The sequence below is a fragment of the Vitiosangium sp. GDMCC 1.1324 genome (assembly GCF_003044305.1).
GTDB lineage: Bacteria > Myxococcota > Myxococcia > Myxococcales > Myxococcaceae > Archangium.
In genome coordinates this window covers 449,673-468,373 of sequence record NZ_PZOX01000008.1, presented here as the reverse complement: position 1 = coordinate 468,373, position 18,701 = coordinate 449,673, and the positions used below count along the sequence as shown (strand labels likewise).

Below are 18,701 nucleotides of genomic sequence, written 5' to 3'. Positions count from 1 at the left end.
GCTATCCCTTCACCAGCGCGACGAGCTGGTCCACCAGCTTCACCGAGGTGATGCCCTCGCTCTCGGCGGTGAAGTTGGGCAGCACGCGGTGGCGCAGCACCGGCCGGGCCACCGCCTTCACGTCCTCCACCGAGGCCACGAAGCGCCCATTCAGGATGGCGCGAGCCTTGGCCGCCAGCACCAGGTACTGGCTCGCACGAGGGCCCGCGCCCCACGAGACGCTCCGGGCGATGAAGTCCGGTGTCCCCGGCTCCTTGGGCCGCGTGTGGCGCACCAGCTCCACCGCGTAGCGCACCACGTGGTCCGGCACCGGCACCTTCCGCACCAGCTCCTGCAGCGCGAGAATCCGCTCGGGGGAGAGGATCTTCTCCAGCTTCGGCTGCGAGCCGCCGGTGGTGGACTTGACGATCTCCACCTCCTCCTCGGCGGTGGGGTAGCCCACGTCCACCAGGAACATGAAGCGGTCGAGCTGGGCCTCGGGCAGCGGGTAGGTGCCCTCCTGCTCGATGGGGTTCTGCGTGGCGAAGACGAGGAAGGGCAGCTCCAGCGGGTAGGTGCGGCCGCCGGCGGTGACGCGGTACTCCTGCATGGCCTGCAGCAGGGCGGCCTGCGTCTTGGGCGGGGTGCGGTTCACCTCGTCCGCCAGGATGATGTTGGCGAAGAGCGGCCCCTTCAGGAAGCGGAAGGCGCGGTGGCCCGTGGCCTTGTCCTCCTCGAGGATGTCCGTGCCGGTGATGTCCGAGGGCATCAGGTCCGGGGTGAACTGGATGCGGTTGAAGGACAGGTTGAGCACATCCGCCAGGGTGGAGATGAGCAGCGTCTTGGCGAGGCCCGGCACGCCCACGAAGAGGCAGTGGCCGCGGGCGAAGAGTGCGATGAGCAGGTGCTCCACCACGTCCCGCTGCCCCACGACGCGCTTTTCGATCTGCGCTTGAATCTGGGCTTTGGCCCGGGCGAGCTCCTCGACGGCCTGGAGATCCTCGCGAGTGGCTTCCGGTGCGGGCGGTGGGGAGGTGGGGGCGGCGTTTTCCATGAGGGGGGTTTTCTTAATCGCGGGAGGCTCGCGGTCCAAGGGGTTCCCGTCGAGGCCGCGGGTCGAACGTGGCCTGCCAACCGTTCGGGCATCCGCGTATTCCTGCCATCGGACGTTCGTTCGCCCTCCGACAGCCGAGGATGCCCCCCGGGGGTGCCGGTGACCCCCCATCCCCTGGGGATGCCGGTGGGCATGACGTCCCGGTGCCTGCCCACCATGATGCCCAGGGAGCCTCTGTCTGGACGCGGTGGCTCGACCTGGTGGTCGAGGGAACGAAGCTGAACGAGGCAGTGTGCGGCCTCAATGCACGTTCTGCAAGGCGCTCTGGTAGCGCTGAGGAAGCCGAGTGCCGCGGAAGCGAACGTTCTGCGCCTTCGCCGGCACTTCGACGACCTTGGAGAAGTGGCTCTCCCCGGGCTCCACCCGTGCGCCAGACACCTGGTAACGGGTCGACCCGCGACGGGCCGCGAAGCTGCGGCGCGCGTATCCCGCGCGCTGCTGGGCGTAGTCGATTCGCACGCCGTGGACCTTGCGTCCGGAGCGCTTCTCGAAGTCGCCCACCTTCCACCCCTCGATGTCCCCCGCGATGTAGACGCGCTTCACCTTGGGGTAGAGCGCCGTCTTGCCGCCGCGCGTCCGCTGGGGCAGGTCGTAGGTGACGTAGGTCTGCTCCGCGCCGCCCTTGAACTTCGACTCCGTGGGCTTGATGGTGTGTCTGCCGGCCATGGCTACCGTCCCCAGGTCTCGTCGTAGTTGGGCTCGACACCGACCCGCTTTGCCTGACGATTGATCTTCCTCACGGTGCTCGAGAACTCGTGTCGCGCGGTGTCACGGAGCTCCTTCACCCTGGTACCGAAGTGCTTCCGCCATGAGGGGGCATGCGTCAGGGTCACCAGGTAGCCCGCGCGCTTGTACAGCTCGGTGAGCGCTGGCCGCGATCGGGCCTGGTCCACCTCCTTGCGGATCTCCCGCTCGATGTTTCGGATTCCGGTCCTGGAGTTGACGCCTCCGTAGATGTTGCGGCGTTCGGCCATCGGAACCACCTCCTCCCTCGAATCTGGGCGGCTGACGGAAGTCGTCCAGCGGGCGGCGCTGGAGTTGCTGTTCCCCCGGGCAGGCATTCCGACTCCTAGGGAAGCAGGAATTTTCCCGAGAAAGCGCGAAGAACCCGATGGGTCGCGCACCTGGGTGCCTGCCGGGCACGTCTCTCGAGGGGGAAATGCGTGGGCCCGGGTCGCTCATGTGCGCACCTGTGCCGGGCGAGCGGCGGGCAGGCAGGCGTGGGAGGAGAGAAAGACTTGAGCGCGAGGGTGGGACCCGCGACAGTCAGAGCATGGATCAGGGACGGCGCACCACGGAGCGCAAGGCCGTGGGCCTGCTGGTAAAGCTCAAGCACACGGACATCGGCAGCTTCGTCGAGGAGTTCGCCGTCAACATCAGCCCCGGGGGCATGTTCATCCGCTCGCGCGAGCCGCAACCGGTGGGCACTCCCGTGAAGTTCGAGGTGCGCATCGCCGACGGCGTGCGGGTGATGAAGGGCTCGGCGGTGGTGCGCTGGGTGCGGCCTCCCGAGGACCTGTCCGGACCCCCGGGCATGGGCATCCAGTTCACGGAGCTGGACGCACCCTCGCAGGCGCTCGTCGACCGGATGCTGCAGCGCAAGGGAGAGACGTCCGCCCAGGCCGCCCCGGCCCCGGCCGCGCAGGCCCCGCGTGCGCCAGCCTGGACTCCACCACCGGTGTCCGCCTCGGCCGTGGCCCCCGTGAGGGCACCGGTCTCCGCGCCCGTGGCCCCGGTGGTGCCCGCGGTGTCGGGGATTCCCTCCGTGGCACCCGTGGCCCCCGGTACGCGGCCCGTCGCCGCGCCCCGCCCGGCCGAGCCCCTCACGCCCCCTCCTCCACCGCCGGTCACCGCCGTCGACATTCCGATCGATGAGCTGATCGCCAGCACGCCCCCGCCCGCGAGCCCGGCTCCAGAGCCCGCGCCCGTCCCGAGGCCCCCACCGCGCCAGTCCGGGAGCATGCAGGAGTTCGACCTGGCCGATCTCTCGGCGGCGGCCACGTCCGGACCCGTCTCCCCGCCTCGGCCCACGGCGGCGGCCACCGCGCAGCGCGGGAGCGCGGTGGAGCTCGAGCTGGAGTCGTCCGACGATGACGAGCCCCTCGAGTTCGCCAGGCCGGTGGCGGGGCAGCAGCCCCGCAGGCCTCCCGCGAGGAAGCCCGCGGCCCCCGCCCCCGTGGCACGTCCTCCGGCTCCGGCGGCGCCTCCTCCTGCGCAGCCCCAACCGCAGCCCATGGCGCAGTCCGTTGCGTCCGCTCCCGTGGCCGCGAAGCCGGCGGCCCCGCTGCCTCCCGAGCCCAAGAGCTCGCCGGGGCAGGTGCGCACCGTCTTCCTCACGCCGCCGGCGAACATCGAGAGCAAGGGCCCGGTCATCGGCATCGACCTGGGCACCACGAACTCGTGCGTGGCGGTGGTGGTGAACAACAAGCCCACGGTGCTGCGCTCGCGCGAGGGCTACAACACCATTCCCTCGGTGGTGTCCATCTCCTCGCAGGGCAAGCTGCTGGTGAGCCACCGAGCGAAGAGCCAGGTGCTGCTGCGTCCGGAGCAGACCATCTACGGGGCGAAGCGCCTGGTGGGCCGCCCGTTCGACAGCGCGGTGGTGAACCAGGTCCGCGAGCGCTTCCACTACGAAATCGTTCCCGACGCCCGAGGCCGTGCGGCGGTGCGCATGGGCGACAACGTGCTGTCGCTGGAAGAGGTGCAGGGCATCATCCTGCGCGAGTGCAAGGAGCTGGCGGAGCAGCACCTGGGGCAGAAGGTGGAGCGCGCGGTGGTGACGGTGCCGGCGTACTACTCGGAGCCGCAGCGCGAGGCGGTGCGCCGGGCGGGGTGGATGGCGGGGCTGAAGGTGGAGCGCATCCTCAACGAGCCCACCTCGGCGGCGCTGGCGTACGGGCTCAACCGGGAGGTCTCCAAGAAGGTGCTCGTCTATGACCTGGGCGGTGGCACCTTCGACGCGACCATCCTGAGCATCGACAAGAACGTCTTCGAGGTGCTGGCCACGGGCGGCGACATCTTCCTGGGCGGCATGGACTTCGACAACGTGCTGGTGGACCTGTTGCTGGAGCGCTTCCAGCAGGCGGAGCGGGTGTCCTTCCAGGGAGACCGCATCGCGCTGTCGCGGGTGACAGATGCGTCCGAGCGGGCGAAGGTGGCGCTCTCCGAGGCCAACACCTACGAGGTCCACATCCCGATGCTGATGATGGACGAGTCGGGGCAGCCGAAGGACCTGCACGTCACGCTGACGCGGGCGGAGATGGAGAAGGCGTGTCTGCCGATGGTGATGCGCACGCTGGACGTGGTGCGCGACGTGCTGCTGGACGCGAAGATGCGGCCGGCGGAGATCGACGACATCCTCCTGGTGGGTGGGCAGAGCCGCATGCCGCTGGTGCGCGAGAAGCTGAAGGAAGTCTTCGGCAAGCCGCCGCACGCGGGCGTGAACACGGACGAGGCGGTGGCGCTGGGCGCGGCGCTGTACTCGAACGCGGTGGACAAGGTGAGCAGCGTGGTGCTCATCGACGTGCTGCCGATGACCATTGGCGTGGCGATGCCGGGCGGCGCGTTCACGCGAGTCATCGAGCGCAACACGCCGCTGCCGGCGCAGCGCTCGTTCGCCATCTCCACGACGCGGGACAACGAAGAGGTGATGGAGCTGTCCATCTTCCAGGGAGAGGACACGCACATCTCGGCGAACGAGTACCTGGGGACGGTGCGGCTCGAGGGCCTGCCCAAGGGGCCGAAGGGCTCGGTGCGGGTGGCGGTGACGCTGCGGCTGGACTCGGAGTGCGTGCTGCACGTCAATGCGCTGGAGTACTCGACGCGCAAGGAGATGAAGGCGACGCTGGCGACGCGCTACACGCCGGAGGAGCTGCGGCAGCGGCTGGGCGTGGCCTCGGACGCGGCGCGCGCGGCGGAGGAGCGGCGGGGCCAGGAGCTGAAGGAGCGCTCGGGCCGCTTCTGGGGCTTCCTGAAGAAGGTCGTCGGCAAGGCCTGACCCCCGCGCCCGCTCATTGAGTGGAGCGGACGTCCTTCCGGCTGCTCGCGTCGTGTGAGTCGAGCTGGGCGTGGAAGTCTCCACCTGCCTGGCGGAGCCTCCGCATGTCGATCACCACGTCATAGGCGCGCGGCTCTGGGGCGCTCGCGCCGGCGGCGAACCGGTAGAGGCTGTTCCTCTCCTGCACGTCCGGGAACCGCTCCGCCAGGAGCATCTTCAACACTTCCTTGGCCACCCACTCGGTATCGATGGAGACGGAGCCGAACTCATCCAGATACCGGAGCGGCGCGGACGTGTCGTTCTGCCGGGCGGTGATGACGAAGACCCGTGGGTGTTTTGCCAGGGCGATCTGCCGCACACCTTCTTCCATGAGCGCGAGCTCGCGGCCCTGCGGTGCCGCGAACAGCTCGAAGGACTGCCGGTGCCCGAGCAGGGCGCCCGCAATGGCGAAGACTCCCAGCAGGGCAGTGGCCAGCTGCTGGCCTCTGGAGGGCCGGAGGGCTCCCAGGTTCACGAGCGATGCGGCGAAGAACACGGTCCACACGCCGGTGAGCGCATAGAGCGTGCGGTAGGTCGGCCAGCGTTCTCCCGCGAGGAAGCTCACGCACCAGGCCGCGCCGGACAGCGTCACCAGGCCCAGCAGCCAGCGCCAATACCCGGTGGCTCCGGCACGGCGTCCTTCGAGCACGATTCCCAGGGTGACGGTCGTCAGGGTCAGCACCACCATGGCCAGGTACCCCACGGACGGGGTGCCGCGAGTGTCATCGAGAACGATCAGCGCCAGCACATGGGGGAGGACGTCGGTCACCATCCATCCCGCCTTGCTCAGCCAGTGGGTTTCGAATGCAATCCGCGGCGAGCGAGTGAACACCCCGGTCACATACAGGATCTGGGTGGTGAGGAAGGCCAGGCCCAGTCCCACGCCCATGACACACAGATGGCGCGCCATCCGCTGGAGCGTCTCCTTCAATGTGTCGTCGCGCCGCACCGTGAGCGAGGCCGCCAGCAGGACGGCATAGAACAGACCACTCGCCTGATACGTGAGCGTCGCCGAGGCCATGGTGAGCGCCGCGAGGAGCCACCAGCCCCACCGTGCTCGCGCACCTGGTGGACAACGCATTCCCCGCGAGGCGAGCGCGAACGCGCCCGTTCCCAGCAACAACGCCAGGGCCTGCGGCCAGCAGATCGCCCAGCTCGCGATCACCTGCGCGGAGGGGGTCAGTGTCAGGGAAGCCGCCAGCAGTGCCGCGATCGGCAAGCTCCAGCCCTCCTGGACCAGCAACAGGAAGAGCGAGGAGCCGAGCAGGCCCAGGCACACGGCGGCCGCCAGCCGCATCCAACACAGGCCGTCGATTCCTCCGGCCGCACGTGTGGAGGTCTCGAGGAGCCAGCCATAGAAGGGCCGCCCGATCGACGAGCAGACCTTCAGAATCTTCCCGGGCTCTTCGCGAGCCTCCCGGAGGATCGCGTAGTCATCGCGCATCCCATACCGATGGAAGATCGTGCTCCAATAGGTGGCCAACGGGACGAAGAAGAGCAACGCGGCCGTCCAACCGAGGCTGGCCCGGCGTTGCGTGAAGGGTGCACCCATCATCACGATGAAGGTACACCGGACTCAATGCTCCAGGGGAGGTTGCTCCTCGCGAGCCCGGGGTTCTTCCCCACGTCGTTGCTGCCCCAATCCTCGCAGCTCCGCGCTTCGCCAGGGCCAGTGCCCCTCGAGCTCCACGCAGCACGAGCACGTCGCGCCGCTACGCGAAGGAGGCCGTGGGCGCGGGGCCACTCAGCAGAGAGGTGTAGCGTTCCGCGGCCCGGCGCAGTCTCGCGGATTCCTCCGGGACGACCTCCTCCAGCGCCGAGGCCGCCATCACATGGTGTCCCAGCTGGAAGGCCAGGTAGCACGGCCGGTAGAAGTCCAGGAGCGCGGCACTGACTGCGTGGCCACTCGCGCGCTCCACGTACTCGGCGAGGATGGCCTGTTCGGCGGCGTCCAGTCCGAGCTCCACCGCGGCGCCCACCACGTCCCAGGCCACGTCCTGGCACCCGATCAGGTCATGCGCCTCGTGATGATCCACCGCATCCGTCTTGAGGAGCCGCCCATCCGGCAGCACGAGCCACTCCCACGCGTGCGGCTTGTTGTCCGTCTCTACCCGGCGAACCTCGGCGGAGAGCGGAGCGAGTCTCGAGGCCCAGACGCCGAGCGCCTCGGCATGACCGTCGCCCAGGACCTGGGCGATGTTGTAGCGCGCCATCTCCCAGAGCTTCGCGAGCGAGGCACCTCGCCCGGGCTCCGCGGGGAAGCGGCGGGCCCGGAATCCCAGGTAGGCCCCCACTCGCGCCACGAGCTCCGCGCGATCGACCCCGTGTGCCAGCGGCAGGGGCCGTGCGCCCTCGAGCCACCGCTGCACGAGGAAGCCGTGCCTCAGTCCCTCCAGGGGCGGTGTCAGGCTCGCGTCCGAGAGCTGGCGAGCGCGCATCAGCCGCTTCTCCCCGTAGCTGCCGAGGCCGGCGAACTTGAGCAGGTAGGTGCCGCGCTCGGCCAGGAGGAGGTATTTGCGCCGCTCCTGCTGGACGTGCACCGCGGGCCAGTCGCGCTCGTCCGGGAAGAGCATGCGCCGCCACGCACCGCCGCCGATATCCACGAGTGGAGCGACGGCGACGCCGGTGAGATCCTCGACCCAGCCGAGGAGCGGTGCGCGGGCGTCGCTCGGGTGGACGAAGAGCGCATCGAAGTTGGCCGTGTACCGGCGAGCCCGCGCCCAGCGCATCCGATGAGGCTCGCTGGCCATGGGACCGAGCTCCCCTGTGTGGCTCGGGAAGAAGAGCAACCTGTCCTCGGGGATGCACCGGTCCTGGAGGAAGTCCGCCACCGCGCCGAAGGAGCTGCCCGACAGCCCGGGTCCCTCATCCACGATGGCGACGTGCGACTCCCGGGCTCGGGCCAGCAACTCCCGCTCCAGCTCGGGCCCGAGGCTGAGGGTTCGTTGGAAGGGATGCCCTTCCGGCCTCACGGTGAAGGGGGGCGCCGCCGTCGCCGCCGCGGCCGAGACTACACATGCGAGGCTCGTTCCGATGCCGCGGATGCCAATCACCACCGGTGGGCGCGGGAGCAGCCGGAGCGAGCGCGCGGCCTCCAGATACAGCTCCGGGTACAGCGCGTCATAGGCGTAGCCCTCGGGCATCTTGAGGGTGACCCGCTCCGGCAGCTCCAGGCTCTCGAGCGTGTCGAGCACCTCGTCGGGGACCTGGCCGTAGCGCACGAAGCCGCTCGCGTGGGAGTTCCGGAGCGCACGAGCGAGGGCTTGTGGAAGCGCGAGGCACGCCATGCTCTGGGGGTCCAGCTCGTCCTGACGCCGTTCGGCGAAGTGCGCATCGAGCAAGCCCTGGGCGAGCTCGCCCGCCTCGATGAGCAGGGCCACCAGCGCTTCATGACGGGCAATGCCGGCGGGCAGGGCGTCCATTCGACGCAAATGCTTACGAAGAGAAGCGAGCACCTCGGCTGGCTGTACCTCGCGCTCATGGTCTCCGTAGACGAGCATGGAGTCGTCTCCCCCTCCTGACCGCGGGGATTCACGGGAAGATAGGGGGGCCACCTCCGGAACGTGCGGTGTCGTGCAGTGCGCGCCCGGTGTGCAGGCATCCATCCGTGCGCCCGGCGCCGGGGGGCCGAGGGTTGATTGTCCGACGCGCCTGGTGCCGGTCTCGTGTAGCAGATGGCATTGGTGGCGTTCACCCGCTCACGCCCGAGGCCCGTGGTCCCGAGGGTCGATTGCCCTGGAGCCTGGCCCGGCCACACTGGGCCACTCCACACGCAGACATGGCGGAGGCAAGGACAGATGAACGCGGGAATGTCGAACGCGACGATGGCGGCGGCGGTGATTGCCGCGCCGAAGAAGGCCCGGGTCGAGCGCGTGGCACGGCCCGAGCCGGGGCCGAACTCCGTGCGGGTGAAGCTCGAGGGCTGCGGCCTGGGCGGGTCCAACCTTCTGGCCTGGGAGGGGCGTGAGTGGTTCCGCTACCCGATGCATCCCGGGGCGCCGGGCCGCGAGGGCTGGGGGGTGGTGGATGCCGTGGGCAGCGGCGTCACCGGCCTCAAGGTGGGGGATCGCGTGGCCACCCTGTCCTCGGCCGCGTGCGCCGAGTACGACGTGGTGAAGACGGACTCGGCGGTGCTGTTGCCGCCCTCGCTCGCCGGAAAGCCCTTCCCGGGTGAGCCGCTGGGCTGCGCGATGAACATCTTCCGCCGCGGTGACATCCAATCCGGGCAGACGGTGGCCATCATCGGCATTGGCTTCCTCGGTGCGCTGGTGACGCGTCTGGCGGTGAACGCCGGAGCGCGTGTCCTCGCCATCTCCCGCAGGCCCTATGCGCTCGGGCTGGCCCGCGCGTACGGTGCCTCCGAGTGCATCCCCATGGATGACCACTCCAGAATCGTGGAGCGTGTGAAGTCGCTCACGAAGGGAGGCTTCTGCGAGCGGGTCATCGAGGTGGTTGGGGAGCAGTGGCCGCTCGACCTGGCCGGAGAGCTCACGCGCGAGCGCGGCAGGCTCATCATCGCGGGCTACCACCAGGACGGGCCGCGCCGGGTCAACATGCAACTGTGGAACTGGCGCGGGCTGGACGTCATCAACGCGCACGAGCGCGATCCCAAGGTCTACGTGGAGGGCATCCGGCTCGCGGTCGACGAGATCGCCTCCGGTAGGTTGGATCCCTTCCCGCTCTTCACCCACCGCTTCGGATTGGACGAGCTCGATCTGGCCTTCGAGATGATGCGCATGCGTCCCGACGGCTTCCTCAAGGCGCTCATCACTGTATGAATGGACACTCGATGAGGAAGACCTCGCCCCGCCCGAGACTCGGCTTCCTGGGCGTGGGGTGGATTGGACGCAACCTCATGGAGGCCATCGTCCAGAGTGAGATGGCCCAGGTGGTGGGCGTGGCGGATCCGGTTCCGGCGGTGGCCCAGGAGGCGCAGACGCTCACACCGGGCAGCGAGCGGGTGGACTCACTCGACGCGCTGCTCGAGCTGGGGCTCGATGGGCTGGTCATCGCCACTCCCAGTGCGTTCCACGCGGAGCAGTCCGTGAGCGCGCTGGAGCGCGGGGTGGCGGTGTTCTGCCAGAAGCCCCTCGCACGTTCGGTGGAGGAGACCAGGCACGTGGTGAACGCCGCGCGTGCCGCGGATCGGCTCCTGGGCGTGGATCTCAGCTACCGCTTCACCACGGGGATGCGGCAGCTGCGCGAGCGCATCCATGGAGGCTCGCTGGGCGACATCTACGCGGTGAACCTCGTCTTCCACAACGCCTACGGCCCGGACAAGGCGTGGTTCTATGATCCGAAACTCGCGGGCGGCGGGTGCGTGATGGACCTGGGCATCCACCTGGTGGACCTGGCCTTCTGGGTGCTGGGCTTCCCCGCGGTGCGCCGCGTGTCGAGCCAGCTCTTCGCCCAGGGCCGCCCGTTGCGCCGGCGTGGGGAGGCCGTCGAGGACTACGCCGCCGCGCAACTGGAGCTCACCAGTGGCACGGCCGTTCAGCTCGCCTGCTCCTGGAAGCTGCCGGCCGGGTGCGATGCCGTCATCGAGGCCTCCTTCTATGGGACGAAGGGGGGCGCCACGTTCCGCAACGTGAATGGCTCGTTCTACGACTTCACGGCGGACCTGTTCTGGGGCACCCGGCGCGAGCGCCTGGCGGATCCTCCGGATGCGTGGGGAGGCCGGGCCGCCGTGGATTGGGCCACCCGTCTGGCCCACGGTGTGCGCTTCGAGCCGGAGTCCGAGTGCCTCGTCCATGTCGCGGATGCGCTCGATTGCATCTACGGCTGAGGCCGGTCCGGACCCGAGTCCCTGCGGGTGTCACCAGCCAGCGGGCTCGGGCTCTGGACGCTCGATGAGACTTGCGCGGTCCAGCCAGGAAGTTTGACCTGCTCGCCTGGAAACACTACCTTTGAGGTCATGGGCAATTGGTACGAAATCATCGCTGACCGCGATGTCTCGGAGGCCGAGGCGCCCCGCCTCGCGGAGCGGATGCGGGTCTGGCTTGCGGAGCGGAAGGTCATCGAGGCTACGCGCAAGAGGGAGTTTCTGGGCAAGTGGATCCATCGCCCGGGTCCCGCGTATCAATCCACGCTTGAGGAGCCCAACCTCTATACCAAAACAGTCAAAGGTCTCGAGTTCGTGGTGAGGCGAAATGTCTTTTTCCAAATGCCTCTCAAGTTGACGTGCGGTGCATGCGGGGTCCGGTTCGAACCTGACGGTGAGTCGTGGGAGCGGTGGAGTGACGCAGCGGATGCTTGGTGTCGCGGAGAGGACACTGTCCCCTATGTTTGCCCGGTATGTGGGGTGGCGGAGCGGCTGACGGAGTGGACCGGGGATGCTCCCTGGGGCTTCGGTTTCCTGGGCCTCGAGTTCTGGGATTGGGCGCCGTTGTCGGAGCAATTCATCCGAGAGGTCACGGAGCAGTTGGGACACCGCACCGTGGTCGTCCGCGGAAAGCTGTGAGGCCCTGGCCCGGTGTCACCTGCCGAGGGGCTCGGGTTTCGGGCGTGCGATGAGGCCCGCACGGTCGAGCAATTCGCGCACGCGCACGGTGAATGCCACATGCTCGGGGTTGCTCGCCGTCATGGGCTCGGGGGAGAGGACGAGGAGCCAGCCCAGCGCGCCCACCGGCTCGATGCGCACAGGGGCGGGCAGCGGCGGTAGAGTACCCAGACGGCGCGACAGGTATGTCAGCCAGCCCACCCGCACCTCGAAATCTCCCTTTTCCACCTGGTCTACCATCTCCGATGAGCTGGCCATGGCGAAGTCGGGGTCCCAGGCGGTGGCCATGCTGGTGAGCACCTCGGTGAGCACTGGCACGCGCAGCAGCCGCTCCCGCACCTCGCCCTGCCTGTCTGGCTTGAGCAGGCAATTGTTGGGGCCACCCCAAGGGGAGTATCCACCGCAAGAAATGGAAAGGTAGGTGGGCTTTTCCTTCGCATTCCACATGATCCGGCTGAAGCCCAGAGCCTCGATGACCTTCTTGCCGACGTCCGTGCGGTTCCTGCTCTTCAGGAGGAGTTTCTCCAGTTCCTCCACCTCCGGGAGGACAGGCCAGCCCGGCAGTTCTCGGGGGCTACCTCGACCCGCGTGGTACCAGTGGGTGAAGGACGGGTCACACCGCGCCAGCATATGGAAGAAGAGTTCCGCGTGCCGGCCGCACTCCAGCGCTGTTTCCTTGCGCGGGCCCCAGTATGCTCCCACGTAATAGCCCTCTGGCTTTGTCTGCATGCGTGCTCCTTCTCTACTGCGCTCGTGTGTAGTGGACGGTGATGTTTTTCCATCCTTCACTCTTGAATTCCTCACGAAGGAACTCCGCGACCTTGGCATCGGCGACATGCCAGGCGACTGGAAATCCCAGTTGCTGGGCAGCCTGTGACTGCCTCCTGGCTTGTGTCATCATCTCGTCGAACCCTCCGGACTTCACGTACCAGGACTTGGGCGTGCCATCCGGGTTGAAGAAGGCGAGGTATCCGGGACCCTTGGCCTCCAGCAACTCCAGGCCTTTGAAGCCGTCGAACTCCACGATGCCCACCATGTATACGTACCAGGCGGGCCGTCCCGTTATCTGCTCCTGGTAGTCCTGGGAACTCTTGGACTCGTTGGTGGGCTTCTTGTACGTCCACTGACCGGGTCCCTTCGGCGACGCCTTCTGGGTGGACTTGCCCGCCTTGCTGCTCGCGCCGCCGCTTTTCCCCTGACCCCGCCCCGCCATGTGCAGGACGGAGAGGCCTCCGAGGTCCATGCCCACCGTGGTGGCCGTCGTGCCTCCTGCCACCACGGCTCGGCCCAGCACCATCTCGCCCTCGGCCGTGAGCGAGAGCACTGGCAGCTCGGCTCCGAGCCCGCTGATGCGCCCCAGCGTGGCCTCTGCGCCCCCGAGCATCATGAGTATGTGCGTGGACAGACGCGCGGCTTCGCGTATCTGGTCCTCCCGGGACATGGCGCCGTAACGTGCGAAGTAGTCGGGCGAGGAGGCGATGAGGAGCGCCACCGTGGTGGGCAGTTGCGTGAGGTCCACCAAGGTGCGGATGGGGTGGCGGATGGATTGGGCAAGCGCCACCGCCATCTCCGCCATGGCGTCCTGCGCTCCGTCCAGCGCGGCGTTGAGCGGGTCTCTCCCCAGGCCCAGCTCGGCCAGGGGCGGGCCGTCCGCGCGCCGCAGGGCCTCGGTGACCGGGTAGAAGATGCCACCGCGTGAGAAGTAGAAGTCGCCCACCGCGAGGCGGCCCACCTTCCACTCGCCCCCCACCAGCTCGAGTGGGCCCATGCGCTGAAGGGGAGTGCCGGTGAGCGCTGCCACCAGGTAGCCATCCGGGCGCACCATCACCAAAAGCCGGAAGCGTTCGGCACGCCACTTCAAATCCTCGTACTCCACGCGCTCGCCACCCGCGAGCACCTCGCGCAGCAGCCAGTAGAGCACCCGGCGCGGGGCGAAGCTCCGCTGCGTCACACGTGTCTTCGCCAACTGGCCCAGAAGCTGGCGCGCCTGCTCCAGGTAGAGCGCCGCGCCGGCCGGGTGCCGGGCCTCTTCCCCCAGGCCACTGGCCTCCTGCGCTACCTGGAAGGCGTCCATCATCTGCTCGGGGAAACCGTCCGCGCTCCCCGCCGCCTCTTCGGGCGCGGGAGTGGAGGCTGGCTGCAAGGGCCCGGTGCTGTAGCGGAGCGAGGAGGGTCGTGAGTGGAACCCGGAGCCGCTTGTCAGGCTCCCGCGCGGATGGCCCGTGGCGCACCCTTCGAGTAGCACGACCACGGCCAGGGCCAGGAGGACTGCTCCACCCACGCCCGTTTCGGAGCGAAGCCGTGTGCACAAGAGAGGCAGGTCAACGGGGCGAGTGGACAAGCTGTACCTCCCTTACCGTTCATCGAGGACTCTACCGCCTGCCTGCCCACCGGCGGGCAGGCGGTGTCTCGTTCGTGCGCATGCCATTCCGACGGACCTGGGGACCCGAGGGGCCACGCGCTTCTGGGAACAGGCGGAGGGGAGGGAGAGCCATGGGCGTTCAGCGCGATGGGTTTTCTCCGTCCGCATCGGCGCGCGGTCATCCGGATCTGTCGCGGCTCAAGACGGTGATGAAGAGCCCGGTCATCTTCGATGGCCGCAACGTGTTCGACCCGTAGCGGGCGCGTGACGAGGGCTTCACGTACTTCGGCATCGGCCGCGGCGGTCAGGTCCTTCGCGGGAGGGTGCGGAGCGAGACGTCACTCGCTCGAGGTCCACGTGATACGAGGTCCACGCTCCTCCCCAGGAGCCGCTCGAGGTGGCCGAGGACGGCGTCCTCCTCCGGCTCACACTCCTCGAGCTGGGGCGTCACGCGTGCGAGCCACCCGGCCAGCCGGGCCTGCCGTTCGAGAGATGGGATGGTGGGCACGGCCAGCCGGGTGACGAGCCCCGCCTCCGTGCGATGCTCGATGAGCTCGGAGTCCCCCGGCATCGGCTCGTGCTGGTAGCCCGCGCAGACCTTCCAGGTGCGCAGCCGCTCCAGCATGTCGAGGTGCGTGATGGCCAGCGCATCGACTCCGCCCACCACGTCGAGCGCGTACCGGGCCAGCACCGCATCGAACCAGCCGTAACGGACGCTTCCCTGCCACGCATTGTGGACGTTGTGCTCGGACAGCAGGGGCCGGAGGGTCTCCGTCTCGGTGGGCAGGGGCCCCGCGCCATGGCGGACCGTGTGGCCGCGCAGGACGCCGATCCGTTCGACGTCGATGTCCAGCCCGCTCTCGGCGATCAAAGCCAGCGCGTTCGCTGGGGTGCAGCACGACCAGGTGGTGAATGGGTGGAAGCCATGCCACTCGTCGAGCAGGACACCCTGGGCCCCCTCAAACACGGTGGCCGGGGCCTCGGCCATCCACGTGGCCAGCGTCGAATCGGGGGCCACCAGCCCGAGCGTCACCACGTGCATCGCTTGTTCGAGCCACGCCTCGAGGACGGTCTTCAGCTCGAAGACGGCCCGCTCGCGTTCGACTCCGGGCCCGGCGGGAAGGGCGCTCCACAGCGTGCGCAGCTCCTCGTGCTTGCGCTCGCGGATGCGCTGGAGCTTCTTCCGTACCCGAGCCGCGTCTCGAAGCTCTCCCGCGTGCAGGGTATCCTCCGGGTGCTCCAACGCGTCCTGCACGGTCTCCCCGACGCCGACGCCGCAGCTCCCATGTCTCGACTCACCGCGGACCAGCTCGCGCAGCCGGTTGGCGGCCTGGTGGAAGGGGGTGATGACGCGCGCCCGCTCGCTGATGCGCAGCCGCGAGAACACGTCGCCCACTCCCTTGTCTCGCAGCGCCCGGCCTTCCAGCAACAGGGCCGTGGGGTGGATGACGACCGGATGGGACAGGAAGGTGCGGACGCCCGGAACGAACGTCCCCGCACCGAACTGCGCGAAGGTGTGGTGCCGGCCCTCGGGCGTGACGACGTTGTGTCCCGCCTGGGCGCCGCCGTTGTACCGCACCACGACGGTCGCTCCCGTTCGCCTCACCAGGAAGTCGGTCAGCAGTCCCTTTCCCGCGTCACCGAAGCCCAGGTCGATGACGATGGAGGCGCGCGGCCGGCGCGGGCCCGTCATTTGACGGCGTTGCGCCCGAGCGCCTCGGCCAGGGGCGTCAGCGCGCGGATGGTCGCGGCCAGCCGGTCACCGGGCACGTTCGCATCCCGCAGGACGCGGCTCAGCCCATCCACGTCCTTCACCAGTCCCTCGTGGAGAGAGACGGCGCCCGCGGTCACGAAGCAGATGTCCTGGGGGGACTCCATGCACAGCACATGGTCCCCGAGCAGGTCCCTCCACCTCCGCTCGCACTTCCTGCGGCGCTCGAGGTCCGGAATCACGAAGAACGGGACGAAGGTCTTCTGGAGCTCGGCGACGACCTCCTCGACCTTCAGGTCGTCATCGAGCCTGTCTCCGATGATTCCCTCGACGATGTGCTTGGAGAGGATGGGGTAGGGCAGCTCGTCCCCCGTCATGAAGAGGTAGCCCTTCTTCTTGCGCTTCACCCAGCAGTCCATCTCGGTGTGCTGGGCCAGGAAGTAGAGGCCGAGCTCATACGTCTCATGGCCCGTGCCTCCGCCGCCTCCTTCGATGAAGGACCAGGTCAGCCACTGGTCCATCAGCTCGGCGGTGGACTCGAACTGTCCGACCTGGAGGGGGGCGCTGTCGCTCGTGGCATCGCCCACGGCCATGAAGAGGAGCTGGGGATCCGGCACCTTGCAGTCGGTGAGGACCTTCATGAACTTGGGCAGCAGCTCCGTGGCCAGCAGCTTGGGAATGGCGCCCATGGAGCCCGTCACATCCAGCGCGAAGACGACGCCCAGCGAATTGGGATGCTCCGCGCTGTCGCGGCTCTCGCGAAGGCGGACGCCCTTCGGGTTCATCAGCGGGTGACAGGCCTTCTGCTGGAAGACCTGCTGCGTGGGGATCTGGGCGCGATCGCGAAGGAGCGCCTCGTGTGCGTCGTTGCTGTAGTTGCCGTATCCCATGGTCCGTGTTCCTTCGTATCGGCGAGCCGCCGCGCCTTCACGGCATCACGAGCGGGTGGAAGCTCGGGCGGCCGAAGACCGCGGACCCCACTTCACCAACCTGCTCACGCAGTGTCCAGGCACCCCCCTGGCTTTCATCGAGGCCCTCCGCGGAGGCGACGCGCCGCAGGAGCGCCGCCAGGGGGCCAGGCACGGAGCCCGGGACGGAGCCTCGCGAGGGCTCTCCTCCGAGGACGGCGATGATGCAACGCGCGCTCATCACCAGGTCCACCGAGGGGGTGAGCGTTTTCGAGCCGAGCAGGCGCGTGGGGTAGAAGTCCTCGAAGCGGGAGGAGACGGTGCTCAGGCGGGCCCCCGCGAGGTCCGTGCAGCTGAACCCCACGAGCCGGACGCCATGCTCCCCGTGTTGGACCAGCAGGTGCTGGGGGAGCACCGCGCCATGCACGAGCCCCGTGCTGTGGATGAAGGAGAGGGTCTCGAGGATCCGGCGCCACATCCAGATGGACACACGCGGGTCGATTCCCGCGGGGTAGGCGTTGCGCACGGCCTCGAAGGTATGGACGAAGCCGCTCGTCCACCGCAGAGCCATGGCCTGCGCCCCCGCGCGAGGCCCCTCTCGGAGGACCCCGCGGACCACGGGCTGGGGGAGCCGGGTGGTGAAGGTCGCGGCCCCATTCGCGGTGCTCTGCTGGAGCTGCTCGAGCACGTCCCACTCGTGCTGGAAGAGCGGCGCATCGCCCGGCTCTCGGAGCACCTTCAGGAGGACGCGCTCGGTGGGCCACCGGGCCCGCTCGGCGAGGTAGACGTCGGAGTGCTCACCGCGTGCGATGAGCCTTCCCGGTGCCCAATGACTGTCCCCGATGGACCACCAGGACGTGTACCCGAGGTGGGAGGGCAGGTTCCACGACTGGAAGGCTTCCCGGAAGCGCGCGGCGGAGACGGCCGTCTGATCGACCAGGACCGTGGTTCCGCAGAAGGAACAGATGACCGAGCGAGCGAATCGGCTCGGCGCGAGTGGTGCGTTGCACTGGGGACACTTCAGGACTCGCTCGGTCATGCGGGAGGCTTCCGGGGAACGTGGGCTCAGCGCTTGCGAGAGGGCTTCTTCTTGGACGCGGGCTTGCTGCTCTTGGAGTCGTCGTCCGACCGGCGCGGGCCCGAGTTGAGGTCGAACTCGTAGGTGGCTCCGAGCAGGATGCGGAACTGGTAGATGTTCGAGAGGTCCGGTGTCACCGCGACGCCAGCGACCGCTTCCAGCACCAGCCCCGGGTACACCTCGTGGCGCACCACCGGGACGATCTCCACCTGGTTGGCGTTGTCCGTCCATACCGGGGTGATGGCCGGCTCGGAGTACTTGCGGCCGATGACCTCCAGGCCGATGAGGGTGGCGTCAGTGAGGTTGTACGTTCCCGCCACGCTCAGCTGCACGGCGTCGGGGACGTCGAAGTCCGGGAGGGCGCCGCGGTCGCGCGTTCCATTGCGCAAGTAGCTCGCGTTGAACATGAAGCGCAGATCCCTGCTCGCCCGCACCTCGGCGATGAGCGTTGCCTCGCCGTCCCATGTCCCGTCGGAGAGACTCGGGGGGATGGCGTCCAGGTCGCTCGGCCCGGTGGGGAAGGTGATGCGGCCATAGGCGGCCAGCGCGAAGGCACGTGATTCCAGGAACGTCCACTGCAGGCCGAGCGGGATGTCACCGAAGGCCAGTTGGAAGTTGCCCAGGCCGGGCGTGCCGATCCCGAGGACCTCGAAATAAACGTTGGCCTCCAGGTTGTCGAAGATGCCCCACCGGATGCTGGGGGAGACCTGGTGGTAGGGCAGCGATTTGGCGTTGTCGAAGGCGAAGAAGCCCTGGTAGCGCAGCCCGATCTCCATGTTGCCGTGTTGCGTCGTCTCCGCGGTGCGGGTCACCATGGCCCGATAGGGTTTTGCACGGGCGGTGGGCGCGGCGAGACACAAGGCTGTTGCGAATGCGAGGGTCGAGAGCCGGGTATTCATACGGCGCTAAACTAGATGACCGCGTTCATCCACGCGAGCAGGCAATCGGTGACTCCCTCTCCCGATACTTCTGAAGGATTCCTCCCGCCGCCATCATGAAGGTCTCGGGGATTGG

At 68.5% G+C, this 18,701-nt stretch carries 16 protein-coding genes; 5 read left to right on the top strand and 11 right to left on the bottom strand.

Annotated elements, in window-relative coordinates; genetic code table 11:
• Nucleotide 1: 1 nt before the first annotated feature.
• The 3 genes from DAT35_RS25160 to DAT35_RS25150 all read right to left on the bottom strand — a co-directional run bounded on the left by DAT35_RS25160 (nt 2) and on the right by DAT35_RS25150 (nt 2,067).
• A complete protein-coding gene (locus tag DAT35_RS25160) occupies nt 2-1,033 on the bottom strand; it encodes a MoxR family ATPase (RefSeq protein ID WP_108069670.1) in 1,032 nt (343 codons plus the stop codon).
• A gap of 300 nt (nt 1,034-1,333) precedes the next feature.
• A complete protein-coding gene (locus DAT35_RS25155) occupies nt 1,334-1,759 on the bottom strand; it encodes a hypothetical protein (RefSeq protein WP_108069669.1) in 426 nt (141 codons plus the stop codon).
• A 2-nt stretch (nt 1,760-1,761) separates the two neighbouring features.
• Nucleotides 1,762-2,067 carry a hypothetical protein gene (locus tag DAT35_RS25150; protein WP_108069668.1) on the bottom strand — a complete coding sequence of 102 codons (306 nt, stop codon included), beginning with the start codon at nt 2,065-2,067 and terminating at the stop codon, nt 1,762-1,764.
• Nucleotides 2,068-2,366: 299 nt separating this feature from the next.
• On the opposite strand from DAT35_RS25150, the gene DAT35_RS25145 reads away from it, so the two are divergent.
• Nucleotides 2,367-5,090, top strand: a complete 2,724-nt coding sequence (locus DAT35_RS25145) for a TIGR02266 family protein (RefSeq protein WP_199242987.1) — start codon at nt 2,367-2,369, stop codon at nt 5,088-5,090.
• 13 nt (nt 5,091-5,103) lie between these two features.
• Here DAT35_RS25145 and DAT35_RS25140 read toward each other — a convergent pair whose 3' ends face one another.
• Both DAT35_RS25140 and DAT35_RS25135 read right to left on the bottom strand, forming a co-directional pair.
• A complete protein-coding gene (locus tag DAT35_RS25140; RefSeq protein ID WP_233261702.1) occupies nt 5,104-6,684 on the bottom strand; it encodes a glucosyltransferase domain-containing protein in 1,581 nt (526 codons plus the stop codon).
• Between the two features lie 157 nt (nt 6,685-6,841).
• A complete protein-coding gene (locus DAT35_RS25135) occupies nt 6,842-8,629 on the bottom strand; it encodes a hypothetical protein (protein ID WP_146209875.1) in 1,788 nt (595 codons plus the stop codon).
• A gap of 297 nt (nt 8,630-8,926) precedes the next feature.
• Here DAT35_RS25135 and DAT35_RS25125 point away from each other — a divergent pair, with 297 nt between their 5' ends.
• The 3 genes from DAT35_RS25125 (at nt 8,927) to DAT35_RS25115 (ending at nt 11,589) form a co-directional block, all read left to right on the top strand.
• Entirely contained in the window at nt 8,927-9,907 is a 981-nt protein-coding gene (locus tag DAT35_RS25125) for a zinc-binding dehydrogenase (RefSeq protein WP_108069664.1), read from the top strand.
• An 11-nt stretch (nt 9,908-9,918) separates the two neighbouring features.
• Nucleotides 9,919-10,914 (top strand): Gfo/Idh/MocA family protein, encoded by a 996-nt coding sequence (locus DAT35_RS25120; RefSeq protein WP_108069663.1) that lies wholly within the window; start codon nt 9,919-9,921, stop codon nt 10,912-10,914.
• A gap of 129 nt (nt 10,915-11,043) precedes the next feature.
• On the top strand, nt 11,044-11,589 hold the full coding sequence (locus DAT35_RS25115) for a hypothetical protein (RefSeq protein WP_108069662.1): 546 nt from the start codon (nt 11,044-11,046) through the stop codon (nt 11,587-11,589).
• Between the two features lie 15 nt (nt 11,590-11,604).
• On the opposite strand, the gene DAT35_RS25110 is transcribed toward DAT35_RS25115, so the two are convergent.
• Both DAT35_RS25110 and DAT35_RS25105 read right to left on the bottom strand, forming a co-directional pair.
• On the bottom strand, nt 11,605-12,357 hold the full coding sequence (locus DAT35_RS25110; protein WP_108069661.1) for an Imm52 family immunity protein: 753 nt from the start codon (nt 12,355-12,357) through the stop codon (nt 11,605-11,607).
• A 13-nt stretch (nt 12,358-12,370) separates the two neighbouring features.
• Entirely contained in the window at nt 12,371-13,909 is a 1,539-nt protein-coding gene (locus tag DAT35_RS25105; protein ID WP_233261690.1) for a Tox-REase-5 domain-containing protein, read from the bottom strand.
• Between the two features lie 212 nt (nt 13,910-14,121).
• On the opposite strand from DAT35_RS25105, the gene DAT35_RS61845 reads away from it, so the two are divergent.
• Complete coding sequence (locus tag DAT35_RS61845; RefSeq protein WP_255415204.1) at nt 14,122-14,247, top strand: hypothetical protein; 126 nt, start codon at nt 14,122-14,124, stop codon at nt 14,245-14,247.
• Nucleotides 14,248-14,294: 47 nt separating this feature from the next.
• Here DAT35_RS61845 and DAT35_RS25100 read toward each other — a convergent pair whose 3' ends face one another.
• The 4 genes from DAT35_RS25100 to DAT35_RS25085 are packed head-to-tail and all read right to left on the bottom strand — an operon-like array spanning nt 14,295 to nt 18,502.
• Nucleotides 14,295-15,683 (bottom strand): adenylosuccinate synthetase, encoded by a 1,389-nt coding sequence (locus DAT35_RS25100; RefSeq protein ID WP_199242986.1) that lies wholly within the window; start codon nt 15,681-15,683, stop codon nt 14,295-14,297.
• Nucleotides 15,680-16,591 (bottom strand): hypothetical protein, encoded by a 912-nt coding sequence (locus DAT35_RS25095; RefSeq protein WP_108069660.1) that lies wholly within the window; start codon nt 16,589-16,591, stop codon nt 15,680-15,682. The genes DAT35_RS25100 and DAT35_RS25095 overlap by 4 nt, the downstream gene beginning before the upstream one ends.
• Nucleotides 16,592-16,628: 37 nt before the next feature.
• On the bottom strand, nt 16,629-17,648 hold the full coding sequence (locus DAT35_RS25090; protein WP_108069659.1) for a serine/threonine-protein kinase: 1,020 nt from the start codon (nt 17,646-17,648) through the stop codon (nt 16,629-16,631).
• Nucleotides 17,649-17,674: 26 nt separating this feature from the next.
• Entirely contained in the window at nt 17,675-18,502 is an 828-nt protein-coding gene (locus DAT35_RS25085) for a transporter (RefSeq protein WP_158501864.1), read from the bottom strand.
• Nucleotides 18,503-18,701: the final 199 nt, after the last annotated feature.

Excerpts from the sequence above, each read along its gene's own strand:
- DAT35_RS25160 (WP_108069670.1), bottom strand. The coding sequence starts at position 1,033 with ATGGAAAACGCCGCCCCCACCTCCCCACCGCCCGCACCGGAAGCCACT.
- DAT35_RS25155 (WP_108069669.1), bottom strand. The coding sequence starts at position 1,759 with ATGGCCGGCAGACACACCATCAAGCCCACGGAGTCGAAGTTCAAGGGC.
- DAT35_RS25150 (WP_108069668.1), bottom strand. The coding sequence starts at position 2,067 with ATGGCCGAACGCCGCAACATCTACGGAGGCGTCAACTCCAGGACCGGA.
- DAT35_RS25145 (WP_199242987.1), top strand. The coding sequence starts at position 2,367 with ATGGATCAGGGACGGCGCACCACGGAGCGCAAGGCCGTGGGCCTGCTG.
- DAT35_RS25140 (WP_233261702.1), bottom strand. The coding sequence starts at position 6,684 with ATGATGGGTGCACCCTTCACGCAACGCCGGGCCAGCCTCGGTTGGACG.
- DAT35_RS25135 (WP_146209875.1), bottom strand. The coding sequence starts at position 8,629 with ATGCTCGTCTACGGAGACCATGAGCGCGAGGTACAGCCAGCCGAGGTG.
- DAT35_RS25125 (WP_108069664.1), top strand. The coding sequence starts at position 8,927 with ATGAACGCGGGAATGTCGAACGCGACGATGGCGGCGGCGGTGATTGCC.
- DAT35_RS25120 (WP_108069663.1), top strand. The coding sequence starts at position 9,919 with ATGAGGAAGACCTCGCCCCGCCCGAGACTCGGCTTCCTGGGCGTGGGG.
- DAT35_RS25115 (WP_108069662.1), top strand. The coding sequence starts at position 11,044 with ATGGGCAATTGGTACGAAATCATCGCTGACCGCGATGTCTCGGAGGCC.
- DAT35_RS25110 (WP_108069661.1), bottom strand. The coding sequence starts at position 12,357 with ATGCAGACAAAGCCAGAGGGCTATTACGTGGGAGCATACTGGGGCCCG.
- DAT35_RS61845 (WP_255415204.1), top strand. The coding sequence starts at position 14,122 with ATGGGCGTTCAGCGCGATGGGTTTTCTCCGTCCGCATCGGCGCGCGGT.
- DAT35_RS25100 (WP_199242986.1), bottom strand. The coding sequence starts at position 15,683 with ATGACGGGCCCGCGCCGGCCGCGCGCCTCCATCGTCATCGACCTGGGC.
- DAT35_RS25095 (WP_108069660.1), bottom strand. The coding sequence starts at position 16,591 with ATGGGATACGGCAACTACAGCAACGACGCACACGAGGCGCTCCTTCGC.
- DAT35_RS25090 (WP_108069659.1), bottom strand. The coding sequence starts at position 17,648 with ATGACCGAGCGAGTCCTGAAGTGTCCCCAGTGCAACGCACCACTCGCG.
- DAT35_RS25085 (WP_158501864.1), bottom strand. The coding sequence starts at position 18,502 with ATGGTGACCCGCACCGCGGAGACGACGCAACACGGCAACATGGAGATC.